Origin of the sequence: Sorangium sp. So ce363 (assembly GCF_051520435.1) — a bacterium.
GTDB lineage: Bacteria > Myxococcota_A > Polyangia > Polyangiales > Polyangiaceae > Sorangium > Sorangium cellulosum_B.
Window position 1 is genome coordinate 8,029,773 of record NZ_CP150333.1, and the last position, 13,125, is coordinate 8,042,897.

Here is a 13,125-nt window from a genome sequence, read left to right on the forward strand (position 1 = left end):
CGACGACACGAGCCGCGCCAGCGTGACAGCTTGCCCCAGCGTGTGGCGCATTGTCGCGCGGCGGCGCGATCCGGCCGCGAGGCCGTCTGTCGGGGCGCCGGCGCTCCTCTCCCCTCGACCGGGTTTCAACTGGGCACGTCGGTTGCTGAACGGGCGGAAACGGGTGAGCCCGCTGCTCACGGAGGTGACCGCCTTCGTGAGGCTCGAGAGTCGTTCACCAGCACCCAGAGGAGGGAGAGCGAGATGGCACGAGATCGCTACGAGGGCCGGGATTTCCGTGACGAGGGGCCGCGCGACGACTGGCGTCACCGGGACGAGCGGTGGCGCGCGCCGCGGGACGACGATCAGCGCGGATTCCGCGGTCACGAGGGGGACCGCGACGCGTTCGAGCGAGGGTCGTACAGCCGCGGCAACTACGCGAACCAGAGCGGCGGCAGCCGGCAGGCAGAGCTGGGCCAGCTGCCGCGGCCGTACGATCAGCAAGCGCGGGGAGACGGCAGAGACCCGTGGAGGGCGGGCGGCCAGCACGCACGGGACGACCGCGGCGGCTCCGAGAGGCGCTGGCAGGAGCAGGGTGGCGCCGGCGCGTACGGCTACCGCGAGCCCGAGCAGCGCCGCGCCTACGGACAGGACAGCCCCTCGTGGGAGCGGATCGGCGGGCGTGACGATCACTTCAGCGGGCGGGGCGCCGAGGACGAGCGAAGAGGGTTCGGCTCCGTGCAGCGAGGGCGCGACGAGAACCGCGGCTATTACGGCCGCGACGCGGGCCGCGGCTTCTCCGGACCGGACGAGGACCAGGGCCGCGGCGCCTACGGCCGCCACGACCGCGGCCGCGACGAGGAGGGCCAGAGCCGGCGCTACCAGGGCGACGACCACGGGCGAGACGACGACCGGGACCGCGGCTATGCGCGAGACGATCATCAGGGCCGCGGCTATGCGCGAGACGACTATCAGGGCCGCGGCTATGCACGAGACGACTACCAGGGCCGCGGCTATGCACGAGACGACTATCAGGGCCGCGGCTATGCGCGAGACGACTACCAGGGCCGCGAGCGCTACCAGGGCCGCGACTACGGGCGAGACGATTACCAGGACCGCGAGCGCTACCAGGGCCGCGGCAACACACGAGGCGACCACCTGGGCCGCGAGGATCAGCGTCGCAGCCACGGCTACGGGCGCGGCGAGGACCAGGATCGATATCGAGGCGGCGACGAGAGAAACGCCCCTGGCCACCATGACGTTCGAGGCGACCACGGTCGCGGATACCAGGGCCGCGGCGAGGAGCGCGAGGGCCGCGGCCGCAGCGAGGAACGCAGCGAATACGGCGGCATCTACAATCGCCCGGAGCGCCGGCCCGGGTTCGGCCGCTTCATGGGCGACGAGATCCCGCAGGGATACTCGACCCGCGTCCACGAGCGCGACGACGTGCGCGCCTCGCACGGCCAGGGCCACGAGCGCTCCCCCGCCGAGGACGGCGGCCGCTCCAGGTACCAGCGCCAGGACCGGACCTGGAACTGAGATCAACCGATCTCCACAGCTCGACGCCCGCGCTGCGGTGTCTGCCCCTGCGCGCAGGAGGAGATTGGAGTTGTCCGCGCCACGGACCTAGAGCATCCTCGCGCGCATGAAACGACAAGCTTACTCCAATCTCCCGAGGCTCGCTTCCATCTGCTGCATCGCCTGGTCGGCGCTGGCCGGGTGCGGTGACGACGACTCGAATTCAACGGGTGGAACGACGGGCTCGGGCGGTGGCTCATCCACCTCGAGCAGCGCCTCCGGCACAGGCGGCGACGGCGGCGGCACGGGCGAAGGCGGCGGTGGCGGCGGTGGCGCGGATCCCGGCACGACCTCGTCCTCGTCGAGCACGAGCGGCGCCGGCGGCGGAGACCCCTCCGGCGACACCATCCGCTTCATCGGGCGCTTCGATACGACGAACGCCGAGGGCCCCCGCTTCTCCTGGGCCGGCAGCGCGATCGTCACGCGGTTCTCGGGGACGTCGATCGGCGTCCGCTTCAACGACGAGTCGACCGCGGCGCAATCCAACTTCTTCCAGGTGGTGATCGACGGCGAGGCGAAGGGCGTCCTCAAGGTCAACAGCGAGGAGGATCTCTACACGGTCGCAGAAGGGCTGCCCGACGGCGAGCACGACCTCGTGCTCCACCGCCGTACGGAGCCGCTGGTCGGCGTGTCGCAGTTCCTCGAGTTCGTCCCGGAGCAGGGCGAGGCGCTCCTGCCGGTCCCGGCGGCGCCCGCGCGCCGGATCGAGGTGATCGGCGACTCGATCTCCGCCGGCTACGGCGTCGACGGCGCCAACGAGACTTGCCCGTTCACGAGCGATACGGAGAACAACTACCTCGCCTACAGCGCCCTGACAGGCCGGCTCGTCGGGGCCGACACAACGATCGTCGCCTGGTCCGGCAGAGGCGTGTACCGGAACTACGACGGTGAAGTCGCGCCCACGATGCCCGAGATCTACGGCCGGACGATCGCCGACGAGGAGCAGCCCGCATGGGACTTCTCGTCCTGGGTGCCGCAGGTCGTGGTGATCAACCTGGGCACGAACGACTTCAGCATCAACGTCCCGGGCGACGCCCAGTTCCGCGCGCCGTTCACCGATGCCTACGCGGGCCTCGTCGAGACGGTCAGAACGAACTATCCGGACGCGTTCATCTTCTGCACCATCGGGCCCATGCTGAGCGACTCGTACCCGGAAGGCGCCCAGGCGCTCACCAGGGCGCGCGCCTACATCGGCCAGGTGGTGGAGGACCGGAACGACAGCGGCGACGACAAGGTGCGCGTCCTCGAGTTCCCTGCGCAGGACGGCGCGGCGAACGGGCTCGGCTGCGACTACCACCCGAGCGTCAAGACGAACGCGCTCATGGCCCAGCAGCTCGCGGAGGCCATCCGCGAAGAGCTCGACTGGTGAGGGCGGCGCAGGGCCGGGGCATCGTGCCACCGGCCCATCGCGGCCGCTGTGGCACGACGCACCACGCATCCCACGCAAGCGCAGCGCACACCTCGCAGGCAGCGAGCGCCGGTCCCATCCGCTCGCCGCGGCGCGCGCGGATCGGCCATCCAGAGTCATGGTACACGCGGTGCATCTCTCGCCATCAGAACAGCGGAAGGGCGGCGGCGCCGAGAGCGCGTGAGAGCGCGCCGCTGAGCGAGGAGATCATCCATGCAGACCAAGCGAGACAGCTCCCTGCGGGCCACCAGCAGGCATCACAGCCATGATTTCATGGAGGCGGCGCGCAGGAGCGCCGGGCGCGCGGAGAGCCGAGATGCGTTCATCCCCGACCCGGGAGACGGCCCCACAGAGGTGGTCGACGAGCTCGCCGAGCAGATCGCCGAGCAGTACGTCGCCTCGGCGACATCGGGCAGGGGCGACACCACCGAAGATTACGAAGACAGGATGGAGCCGGAGGAGATCGGGGGCCCCTTCGTCATCACGACGGAAGCACAGGAGATCGGGTACAGCAGGGACTCCACGAACCCCGATGACGGCGAGATCGAGCCGTTTCCGCTGGTGCATCGCTCGCCCCTCCGCTGATCGCGCGTTCCTCGGCGCGCGGGCGATCGACGCTCGCCCGGGCAAGACCACCCGGCCAGCGCAACGCCCGCGCGCCAGAGGAGCGGAGCTCCGACCGAGGCGGTCTGGCTGGTTCTGCTTGGCGTCCGCCCTCGGCGCGCCTACGAGAGGCGCTGCCGCACAGCTGCACAGAGCACAGAGGAGGATGTGACCATGGCTCAGACCAAGTTCAAGGGAAGCCCCATCCACACCGCCGGCGAGCTGCCGTCCGTCGGTGCGACCGCCCCCGACTTCACGCTCGTGAAGACCGACCTCTCCGAGCGCAAGCTCTCGTCTTACTCGGGCAAGAAGATCCTCAACATCTTCCCGAGCGTCGACACCCCGGTCTGCGCGAGATCCGTGCGCACGTTCCACGAGCGCGCCGAGAAGCTCCCGGGCGTGACGGTGCTCAACATCTCGGCGGACCTGCCGTTCGCGCACACCCGCTTCTGCGCGTCCGAGGGAATCTCGAACGCGGAAGGCCTGTCGACGTTCCGGGGAGATTTCGGCCAGAAGTACGGCGTCACGCTCGTCGACGGGCCGCTCGCCGGCCTGCTCGCGCGCTCGGTCCTCGTGCTCGACGAGCAGAACAAGGTGCTCCACGTCGAGCTCGTCCCGGAGATCGCGCAGGAGCCCGATTACGACGCGGCCCTCGCCAAGGTGCAGTGAGCCGGAGCGCCGGCGCCTGGCCGCCCCGCGCGCGAGCGCCTCGTGATCTCACGCGCTGGCGCGCCTCGTGATCTCACGCGCTCGCGCGCTTCGTGAACCGGATGCGCAGCCCCTCCGGCTGCATCGCGAACGCCATCCGCTCCCGCACCGGCGCGGTGTGATCCGCGAGGTGCACCGTGAAGCTCCGGAGCACCATGCCGACCGTCACCGCGCACTCCAGGAGCGCCATCGCGCGCCCCGGGCAGACGCGCGGCCCGCCGCCGAACGCGAGCGCCATCCTCGGCTCGTGGGGTAGCGTCGACGGCGCGCCCCCGAGCCAGCGCTCGGGGCGAAACGACTCCGGATCGCCGAAATATTCGGGTTTCCTCCCCGTCGCGCGCGTGAGCGCCACGACGCCGGCGCCAGCGGGCACGGCCACGTCGCCCACCGCGGTGTCGTGGTTCGCCTCGAGGAAGAGCAGCGGCGCGGCGGAGCGCAGGCGCAGCGTCTCCTGCGTGACGGCGGCCGTGTACTCGAGGCGCTTGCACTGCTCCAGCGTCGGGATCAGGCCGCCGCCGAGCACGCGATCGACCTCCTCGCGGGCGCGCGCCTGCACGTCGGGGCGCGAGCCCAGGTAATAGAGGATCCACGCGAGGGTGTTCGCTGTGGTGTCCTCGCCCGCGAGCAGCATCGTGAGCACGTTCGCGTAGACCTCGGCGTCCGAGAGGCGCGCCCTCGGGTCCTCGCCGTCCCGCGCGGCGATCATGAGCTCCAGCAGCGTCCGCGGGCGCGCGGGCCGGTCCGCGCCGCCCTCGAGCTCGCGCCGCGCGGCGGTCACGAGATCGAGGATGAGCCGCTTCACCGCGACCAGGGCGCGGTCGTAGGCGCGGTCGGCGGGCAGGCCCAGGTAGCGCCAGTAGGGCAGCGGCGCGAGCATCCGCCGGTTCAGCCCGAGGAACACGCGCTGGAGGTGCTCCTGGAGCGCGTCCGCCCCGCGCTCCAGCGTGTTGAGATCGCGGCCGAAGGCGACCGACGAGGTGACGTCGACCGAGTAACGCATGAGATCGCCGAGCACGTCGCGGGCGGCGCGCTCGTCGGCCGCCCGCGCCCAGAGCTCGCGCAGCCGGCCCGTGATGTCGCGGATGCTCGGGAAGAAGCCCTCGACATGCCTCGGGTGGAACGTCGGGTGGATGAGCTGCCGCTGCTTCCGCCACGCGTCGCCGTCCGCGGAGAACAGGCCGACCATGTCCGCCTCGCGCGACACGGCCTCGATGGCGCGCACCCGCCGGAACACCGCGGGCCGGCGCTGGAGCACGTCGCGCACGAGCTCGCCGTCCACAACGACGAGGACCGGCTGTCGGCCCATCCGCACGACGAAGAGGTCTCCATGGGCGCGCCACCACCGCTCGAACTCGAGGTGCCAGCGGTCGGGGTGGAGCGCGAGCAGATGGCCAAGCACAGGCAAGCCCGGCGGCCCCGGGAGATCCGCGAGCGTCCGCCGGGGGCGCGCAGCCGCGTCGCCGCGGCCGATCGCGTCCTCCATGGCAGGGAGCGTGGCGTTCATGCCCCCTTCATACAGAGGCGGCGCGCCCCGACGCAAACCCGACAGGCGACGGAGGACGCGCCCACCGCGCTGGACGATGTCGGACGGGCGGAGCGCCGGCGCTGGCGAGGTGGCGTCGACACGGAGTAAGACGCGGACATGACGGAGCCGCTGGAGCGACAGCTCGCGAACCTGTCCGGCGCGGAGATGGTGGAGGCGCTCGGCCTCGGCGGGGCGCCGGCGTGGGTGCGCCGGGCCGGGCGCGCGGCCTTCGCCGTCCCTTCGTGGCCGCTCGGGCGCGTGCTCGCGCGCTTCGATCGGCGCACCGGCGAGGCGGGGCTCCACGTCGCGGCGCGGGAGGCGCTCGCCGGCTTCGGGGCGCGCTGGACGGCCGACGCGGCGCCGCCGTCGCGCGGGGCGCTGCTCGTCGTGTCCAACCACCCCGGCGCCTACGACGCGCTCGCGCTCATGGCGGCGCTCGGCCGGGAAGACCTCATGATCGTCGCGGCCGATCGGCGGTTCCTGCGGGCGCTGCCCCACGTGAGCCGGCGGCTGCTCTTCGTGCCGATCGACGAGGGCGGCGCGCTCGCGCTCGCCGCGCGGTCGGCCGGCGTGCGCCGCGCGCTGCGGCACCTGCGCCGCGGGGGCGCGCTGCTGCACTTCCCCGCGGGGCGCATCGAGGCGGATCCGGCGTTCGCGGGCAAGGGCGACGCGCTGCTCGCGGCGTGGCAGCCGAGCGCCGGGGCGCTGCTGCGCGCGGCCGCGGCGGCGGGAGGGCGCGCCGCCGTGGCGATCGTCTCGGGGGTGCACTCGCCGCGGGCGAAGCGGCTGGCCATCACGCGGTGGGCCGAGCGCCGCGGGATCACCACGCTGGCGCCGCTCCTGCAAGCGGCGCTGCCGGGCTTCGACGACGTCGAGGTGCGGGTTCGCCTGGGCGAGGCGCGGGACGCGGCGGAGGTGGCGGGCGGGGCCCGCGACGACGCGGCGCTCACGCGACGGCTGAAGGACGAGGCGGCGTCGCTGCTCGCGGGGGCGTGACGGCCCGGCGCCCCGGCGCGGCGCGATGCTGCCCGCTCTTCGCCGAGCCGGTCATCCGCTCATCCGCTCATCCGCGCGCCGCGTGCGCGAGCGCCGCGCGCACCGCGGCCGCGGTGCCGTCCCAGGTGGGCAGCGTCGCGGCCCGGACGGCCGCCGCGCGGCTCATGCTCGCCCGGAGAGCGCCGTCCTCGAGGAAGCGGGCGAGCGCAGGCGCGGGGCCCTCGACGTCGTCCCAGAGCAGCGCCTCCGCGCCGTCCTGGACCGCCTCCGCGATCGCGCCGGCGCGGGCGGCGAGCACCGGAACGCCGGCCCGGACCGCCTCCGTGAGCACCATGCCGTAGCCCTCCAGCGACGAGGGCAGGACGAGCGCGTCCGCCGCCGCGAGCTCGGCCGCGAGCGCCTCGTCCCCGAGCACGCCGGGCGCCGAGACGCGCGCCCGCAGGAACGCGGAGCCGGCGATCGCGCGGCGCACCCGCCCGGCGTAGGCCGGGTCGCGCGCCGCGTCGCCGATGAGCACGAGCGTGGCATGCGCGCTCCCGACCCGCTCGAACGCCGCGAGGAGCTCCAGCAGCCGCTTGCGCGGGATGAAGCTCCCCACGAACAGGAGCTGCAGCGGGCCGCCGTCCCGCCGGGCGCGGGGGAGCAAGGGGAGCCGGTCCGCGCCCGGCGTCGCCACGTCGACCCGGGCGAGCCCGAGCTCGCGCCGGAGCCGCGCCGCGGTCGTCGCGCTCGTCGCGAGGTGCGCGTCGCACAGGCGGATCACCGCCGCCTCCGCGAGCGAGAGCGCCGCGCGCCGCGGGCCGGGCGGGAGCTCCCACGCGCTCAGGTGGTGCACGAGGAGCGCGCGCGCGATCCGCCGCGGCAGCGCCGCGAACGCCGGCCCGAGCTCCCGGAAGCAGAGCTCGTCGCCGACCACCACGGCGGGGTCGATCCGGGCGAGGCGCCGCGCGAGGGCGAGGCCGGCGAGCGCCCGCGACCGCGGCGCCGGATCGAGGGACACGACCTCCACGGCGTCGCCCCGGGCGCGCAGCCGCTCGACGACGAGCCGATCGTAGATGTAGCCGCCCGTTGTCTGGTCGAGGGCGCCGTAGACGATCCAGGCGATGCGCATGGGTCAGGGGAGCGGCCCGGCCTGATAGCCTCCCTCGCGGCGCGCGGCAACGAGCCCCGCCGCGCGCCCGCGCTGCACGCCGCGGCGGCCGGCGCTACAGGTCGCGCTCGAAGCCCGCGTACGCCGACGGCGACTCTCGGACGAGCACCCTCAGCGTCGATCCCGGGAGCGGCGCCTCTCCCGCGGGCAGCCTCGCGATCTCCTCGGCGAGGAGCCCGGCCACGTGCTCGGCCACGCGCTCGGTCGTGGAGGTGCGCCCGGGGAAGGCGGGGTGCTCGTCGAGGTTCGTGTAGTCGATCGTGTCGAGCACCCGGCGCAGCGACGCGTGCAGCGCGCCGATGTCCATGACCACGTGGTGCGGGCCGAGCGCCTTCGCGCGGATCTCGATCTCGACGGAGTACGTCGCGCCGTGCATCCGGGTCGCCGGGCCGAAGAACGGATCGGAGAAGCTGTGCGCGATCATCACGTGATCGCTGACGCCGAGGAGGAACATGGCGGTGGGCCTCTGACTTCTAGGTTGCCTCTCGCGTAGCCGATCGTGCGCCGTACCGGAAGACCGTCTGCAGTCGCGCCCCGGGCTCGGCCGCGAGCTCTGCGTACATGGACGGCGCCGCGTCGAGCGGGACGGACGGGTCCAGCAGCGCGTCGAGCGCCGGGTCTTCGAGGAGGGCGCGGACGAGCGCGAAGCGCCGCGCGTGGTCCCAGCGGGGGGCGCGCTCCGGCGGGAGGGTCGAGACCTGGCTCGCCCGCAGGCGCAGGCGCCGGCGGTGGAACTCCGCGCCGAGCGCGACCGGGCTCGTCCGCGCCCCGTAGAACGACGCGACCGTCACCGTCGCCTCGCGCGCCGCGTGCGCGATCGCGCGGTCGAGCTCCTCCGGATGGCCGGTCGCGGCGATCACGGCGTCCGCGTCGCCGCGCGGCCGGTCGTCCTCGGGCCGGAGCGCCGCGGCGGCGCCGAGCGCGAGGCCGACCTGGCGCCGCCGCTCGCTCGGCTCGACGAGCCGGACCACGGCCCCGGCGCGCCGCGCGAGCGCCACGATGAGCAGCCCGACGACCCCGCCGCCGAGCACCACCACGTCGTCTCCGAGCCCCACCCCCGCGTCCCACACGCACGTGATCGCCGTCTCGAGGTTCGCGGCCAGCACCGCGCGCTCGGCCGGGATCGAGCGGGGCAGGCCGCGCGCCGCGCCCGGCCCGAGCAGGTGGAGATCGCCGTGGGGCGCGAGCGCGAAGACGCGGTCGCCCGCCCCGAAGGCCGCGCCCTCGCCGCGGGCGACGACCTCGCCGACCCACGCGTAGCCGTAGCGGCGCGGGTAGGTCGGCGCGCATTCCGCGTCGGGCGCGTCGAGCGACGGGTCGAACGGCGTCGGCCCCTCGCCGCGGAAGAGCAGCAGCTCCGTCCCCTGGCTCACGCCCGACGCGAGCGCGCGCGCCACGACCTCGCCGGGCCCGGGCGCGCGCGGCGGGGCCCCCGGACGCACCTCGACGAGCCCTGGCCGGACGAACCAGAGCTCCCGGGCGAGGGGCGGGGCGGCATCGCTCGGCGTGGTGGCCCCGGGCGGCGCGGGCGCGTCAGTCGGGATAACGCACCTCCCCTCGCAACAGCACGTTGCCCCCGAGGAGCTCGACCGCCGGCTCGCGCAGGTCGATCGCCGACGCGAGCGGCGCCTCTCCCAGCGCGCCGACCGCGGGGATCGCCGTGTCGCCGAGGAAGCGCGGCGCGATCTCGACCTCCGCGCGGTCGGCGAGGCGCGCGCGCAGGAACGAGGTGAGCACGGCGCCGCCCCCCTCGACGAGCAGCCGCCGCACGCCGCGCGCGTGCAGCTCGGCCAGCGCGTGCGGCAGCGAGACGAGGCCGCTGTCGTCCGCGGGCACGACGATCACCTCTGCGCCGCGCTCCTCGATCCACGCCTGCGCCGCGCGCGACGCGCGCCCCGCCGCGCCGAAGACGACCACGCGCCCGCCGGCCGGCTGCCCGCTGCCGGGCGGCTGCAGCAGGCGCGCCCCTTCCGGCACGCCGAGGGCGCTCGCCAGCACCACGCGCATCGGCTGGCGCCCCTCGCACCCGCGCAGGGTCAGCCGCGGATCGTCGATCACGACGGTGCGGATCCCCACGAGCACCGCGTCGTGCTCCGCGCGCGCCCGGTGGGCGCACACCATCCCGGCGGGTGTGCTGAGCATGACGCGCTGGTCCCGGGCCGCGATCCGGCCGTCGAGCGTCTGGGCGAAGTGGAGCGTGACCCGCGGGCGCGGCAAGCTCATGGCGCGCCCGCGGGTGCGCGTCCGGCGCGAGCGAACGCGCAGGGGAGAGGGGACTTTGCCGCCGTCCCGAGCCGACAGTGGAGCCTCCGGGGCACGACGGCACTCTAGACCAGAACGTGGGAACCGGGGAGGAGCGCGAGCACTCGATCACCCAATTCCACGCTTTCTAGCAACGCGTTCATCTCCGCGCTCAACGGCCTCATCCGAAGCTCATTCCGTCCGGCGCGCCGATCGCGCTGCTGCAGTAGCGCCATCGGGCGACTCGAAGCATCGATGAAGATCAGCGAGACACGGTTCGATCGTCTCTCTGGCGACTCCGCCCCTCGATGGGCGCAAAGACGATATGTCGAGCGGTGCTCCGACGCGAACACGCCAAGCGTCGAGGTCGCCGGAGCGACGTCAAGTCCACGAAGCGCGTGACGCGGCGCACGCCACACTTTTCGAGTCGAGCGGTGATGCCATCGCTGTTGCTGCAATTGTTCAAGTCACGCTCTGCTTTTTTGCGCACGGCGATGCCGCGCACCGCCGTGTGCCTGTGTGCAAGTGTATGTTGCGCGCCATGCGCGCCCATACCTTGACCGAATCTTTTGCACTTCTCACGCTGGCGGCGGCTCTCGCCGCCGGTTGCTCTGGATCTTCTGACGCTGACGACGGAGACCCCGGCGCAGCGGCGAGCTCTGGCGGGCTACCGAGCGCGAGCGCCTCGACGGGCGACCCCGCGAGCAGCAGCGGCGGCTCGACCTCGGGCAGCACCGGCGTCACCAGCGGCGCCGGCGTCACCAGCGGCGCCGGCGGCGCGGGCAGCACCGGCAGCACCACGGCGGGAACCGGCGGCGGCGCGGCGGCAGGTACCGGAGGTAGCGGCGAAGCGAGCAGCACCGCGGCGGGAACGGGCGGCACCGCGAACCCGGGCTCCGAGCTCGGCAACGGCGCCATGGAGGGCTCCGGCAAATCGAGCGAGCGGTACGAAACGGGCCTCGTCTCGCGCGACGGCACGCCGTACGTGCTCATCACCAACGGCTGGGGCCCCGGGTTCGGCGACCACACCGTGTCGTGGGAAGGCACGTCGTTCACGGTGGAGAGCATGAGCGGCTCGGCCGGCTCGATGGGGCAACCCGCCTCGTACCCGACGGTCTTTTGCGGCCGCTACTCGGTGAGGGAGGTGCCGGACTGCGGCTTGCCGGCGCCGAGCAGCTCCATCAAGAGCCTGCGCACCGGCTGGCGCTGGGCCAAGAATGGCAACGAGGGCCAGTACAACGCCGCGTTCGACATCTGGATGGGCAACGGCACGCAGCTCCAGGGCTATCTCATGGTGTGGCTGCGCGATCCGACGCGCTTTCAGCCCGCCGGGCAGCCGAACGCCGCGCACCAGGGCGTGGAGGTCGCGAACGTCCCCGGCAAGTGGAACATCTGGAACGGCATGGTGAACGGCCTGCCGATCGTGAACTGGGTGCGCGCCGAGGGGCAAGACAGCTCGGAGATCGAGTTCGACGTGATGGACTTCGTGCGCGACGCGCAGACGCGCGGCATCAGCGTGCCCGGCAACACGGTCAACGCGGTCGCCGTCGGGTTCGAGATCTGGGAGGGCCCGATCACGAACCTGAAGAGCCTCGACTTCTACGTCGACGTGAACTGAGCGCCGCCGCTCGCTTGCCGCGCAGGCCCAGGCGCCCTATCGCTGGGCGCGATGCCCATCCGCTGGCCGGATCTCTCCTCGCGTTGCGAGCGCGCTGGCCTCCCGCTCCGCGGCGGCTTCCACCCGCGCGAAGGCGACGGCGTGCCGGCGGCAGGCGATCTCCCGGCGGGGACGCTCGTCCTGCTCGGCAACGCCGGTCCGTCGATGTGGCGCGCGTTCTCGCGCGCCCGCAAGGACACCCCCGATCTCGCGCTCGACGACTGGACCGCCGCGGTCGTCTCCCCGCTCGCGGCGGAGCTCGGCGCGACGGCCCTGTTTTCCTTCACCGGCCCTCCCTACTGGCCGTTCCAGCGCTGGGCGCAGCAGGCCGAGGCGCTGTCCCCGTCGCCCCTCGCCATCCTCATCCACCCGCGATTCGGCCTCTGGCACGGGTACCGCGCCGCCCTCGTCTTCGCGGAGCGGCTGTCGCTCCCGCCGCACGAGGATCTGGCGAGCCCCTGCGTCTCGTGCGCCGGCCAGCCCTGCCTGAGCGCCTGCCCCGTGTCCGCGTTCTCCCCTGGCAGCTACGATGTCGCCGCGTGTGTCGGCCACCTCGACGCCGGGCCTGGCGCAACGTGCATGACCGGAGGGTGCCTGTCCCGCCGCGCCTGCCCGATCGGGCAGGAGCACATCTATCCCGACGAGCAGCGCGAGTTCCACATGCGCGCGTTCCGGCGCGCGATGTCGAGCACGGGCAGCTAGTTCCGCTCGCCAGTGGTCCGGCCAGGGATCCGGCGAGAGATTTCAACGCAAAGTCGCAAAGTCGCAAAAAAAAGAACAAATTCTGTGCATTTGCTCGGTCTGGCGCCAGCACCGCAGGGGCGAGCAAGCTCGCGCCGATAGCGTCATGCCCACCGCCGCCGGGAGGTGGCCTTCGAGAACCCGCACCGCATCGCCGAGCAGCGCGCGCCGTCCCCCCACGGGCCTGTCGAGGCAACGCGATGGCACCTTCCAGTCCGCCGTCCTCTTCTCTATCGGCGCGAACCCCCTCAGCTTCGCCGGTGCGGACTCAACGGCGCCGACAAGCGCGACCTGGTGGTCGCCAACCTTCGCTCCAGCAACGTGAGCGTGCTCATCAACACGACTCACTGGCCGCCGCGGAGATGTGGCGCATCATGGGGCTGGTCGATGAGGCCATCCACGCTGCGCTGCTCCCCATCTCGCCACCTGACCTGCCTGGTGGGACCGACGTCTTCCTCGGGCACGAAGATCAGTGCGATGTACACACGCCGGCGGGCACCGCAGGAGCGATGGTGTGGATCTCACGACCCCGCGGAGGT

The 13,125-nt window shown here is 73.3% G+C and carries 12 protein-coding genes; 7 read left to right on the forward strand and 5 right to left on the reverse strand.

The window, feature by feature from the left end; translation table 11 throughout:
- Positions 1-243: 243 nt before the first annotated feature.
- The 4 genes from WMF12_RS30130 to tpx all read left to right on the forward strand — a co-directional run bounded on the left by WMF12_RS30130 (position 244) and on the right by tpx (position 4,237).
- Positions 244-1,518 carry a hypothetical protein gene (locus WMF12_RS30130; protein WP_437850947.1) on the forward strand — a complete coding sequence of 425 codons (1,275 nt, stop codon included), beginning with the start codon at positions 244-246 and terminating at the stop codon, positions 1,516-1,518.
- 106 nt (positions 1,519-1,624) lie between these two features.
- The gene (locus WMF12_RS30135) at positions 1,625-2,926 is read left to right on the forward strand and encodes an SGNH/GDSL hydrolase family protein (RefSeq protein ID WP_437850949.1); all 1,302 of its coding nucleotides are present in this window, start codon (positions 1,625-1,627) and stop codon (positions 2,924-2,926) included.
- Between the two features lie 252 nt (positions 2,927-3,178).
- The gene (locus tag WMF12_RS30140) at positions 3,179-3,550 is read left to right on the forward strand and encodes a hypothetical protein (RefSeq protein WP_437740128.1); all 372 of its coding nucleotides are present in this window, start codon (positions 3,179-3,181) and stop codon (positions 3,548-3,550) included.
- Positions 3,551-3,742: 192 nt separating this feature from the next.
- On the forward strand, positions 3,743-4,237 hold the full coding sequence (gene tpx / locus WMF12_RS30145) for a thiol peroxidase (protein ID WP_437323736.1): 495 nt from the start codon (positions 3,743-3,745) through the stop codon (positions 4,235-4,237).
- A 73-nt stretch (positions 4,238-4,310) separates the two neighbouring features.
- Here the strand turns inward: tpx and WMF12_RS30150 are convergent, their stop codons facing one another.
- The gene (locus WMF12_RS30150) at positions 4,311-5,780 is read right to left on the reverse strand and encodes a cytochrome P450 (protein WP_437850951.1); all 1,470 of its coding nucleotides are present in this window, start codon (positions 5,778-5,780) and stop codon (positions 4,311-4,313) included.
- A 138-nt stretch (positions 5,781-5,918) separates the two neighbouring features.
- On the opposite strand from WMF12_RS30150, the gene WMF12_RS30155 reads away from it, so the two are divergent.
- A complete protein-coding gene (locus WMF12_RS30155) occupies positions 5,919-6,797 on the forward strand; it encodes a 1-acyl-sn-glycerol-3-phosphate acyltransferase (protein ID WP_437850953.1) in 879 nt (292 codons plus the stop codon).
- 67 nt (positions 6,798-6,864) lie between these two features.
- On the opposite strand, the gene WMF12_RS30160 is transcribed toward WMF12_RS30155, so the two are convergent.
- From WMF12_RS30160 to WMF12_RS30175, 4 genes are all read right to left on the reverse strand, one after another.
- Positions 6,865-7,908, reverse strand: coding sequence for a glycosyltransferase family 4 protein (locus WMF12_RS30160; protein ID WP_437850954.1), 1,044 nt, complete (start codon positions 7,906-7,908; stop codon positions 6,865-6,867).
- Between the two features lie 94 nt (positions 7,909-8,002).
- Entirely contained in the window at positions 8,003-8,401 is a 399-nt protein-coding gene (locus WMF12_RS30165) for a 6-pyruvoyl trahydropterin synthase family protein (protein ID WP_437293635.1), read from the reverse strand.
- Between the two features lie 19 nt (positions 8,402-8,420).
- Positions 8,421-9,389 carry a zinc-dependent alcohol dehydrogenase gene (locus WMF12_RS30170; protein ID WP_437850956.1) on the reverse strand — a complete coding sequence of 323 codons (969 nt, stop codon included), beginning with the start codon at positions 9,387-9,389 and terminating at the stop codon, positions 8,421-8,423.
- Between the two features lie 91 nt (positions 9,390-9,480).
- The gene (locus WMF12_RS30175; RefSeq protein ID WP_437850958.1) at positions 9,481-10,170 is read right to left on the reverse strand and encodes a RibD family protein; all 690 of its coding nucleotides are present in this window, start codon (positions 10,168-10,170) and stop codon (positions 9,481-9,483) included.
- A 559-nt stretch (positions 10,171-10,729) separates the two neighbouring features.
- On the opposite strand from WMF12_RS30175, the gene WMF12_RS30180 reads away from it, so the two are divergent.
- Entirely contained in the window at positions 10,730-11,806 is a 1,077-nt protein-coding gene (locus tag WMF12_RS30180; protein ID WP_437850960.1) for a GH12 family glycosyl hydrolase domain-containing protein, read from the forward strand.
- Between the two features lie 51 nt (positions 11,807-11,857).
- A complete protein-coding gene (locus WMF12_RS30185; protein WP_437850962.1) occupies positions 11,858-12,547 on the forward strand; it encodes a hypothetical protein in 690 nt (229 codons plus the stop codon).
- Positions 12,548-13,125: the final 578 nt, after the last annotated feature.

Coding starts and splice junctions, on each gene's coding strand:
- WMF12_RS30160 (WP_437850954.1), bottom strand. CDS start 7,908: ATGCGCATCGCCTGGATCGTCTACGGCGCCCTCGACCAGACAACGGGC.
- WMF12_RS30165 (WP_437293635.1), bottom strand. CDS start 8,401: ATGTTCCTCCTCGGCGTCAGCGATCACGTGATGATCGCGCACAGCTTC.
- WMF12_RS30140 (WP_437740128.1), top strand. CDS start 3,179: ATGCAGACCAAGCGAGACAGCTCCCTGCGGGCCACCAGCAGGCATCAC.
- WMF12_RS30185 (WP_437850962.1), top strand. CDS start 11,858: ATGCCCATCCGCTGGCCGGATCTCTCCTCGCGTTGCGAGCGCGCTGGC.
- WMF12_RS30180 (WP_437850960.1), top strand. CDS start 10,730: ATGCGCGCCCATACCTTGACCGAATCTTTTGCACTTCTCACGCTGGCG.
- tpx (WP_437323736.1), top strand. CDS start 3,743: ATGGCTCAGACCAAGTTCAAGGGAAGCCCCATCCACACCGCCGGCGAG.
- WMF12_RS30135 (WP_437850949.1), top strand. CDS start 1,625: ATGAAACGACAAGCTTACTCCAATCTCCCGAGGCTCGCTTCCATCTGC.
- WMF12_RS30175 (WP_437850958.1), bottom strand. CDS start 10,170: ATGAGCTTGCCGCGCCCGCGGGTCACGCTCCACTTCGCCCAGACGCTC.
- WMF12_RS30155 (WP_437850953.1), top strand. CDS start 5,919: ATGACGGAGCCGCTGGAGCGACAGCTCGCGAACCTGTCCGGCGCGGAG.
- WMF12_RS30150 (WP_437850951.1), bottom strand. CDS start 5,780: ATGAACGCCACGCTCCCTGCCATGGAGGACGCGATCGGCCGCGGCGAC.
- WMF12_RS30130 (WP_437850947.1), top strand. CDS start 244: ATGGCACGAGATCGCTACGAGGGCCGGGATTTCCGTGACGAGGGGCCG.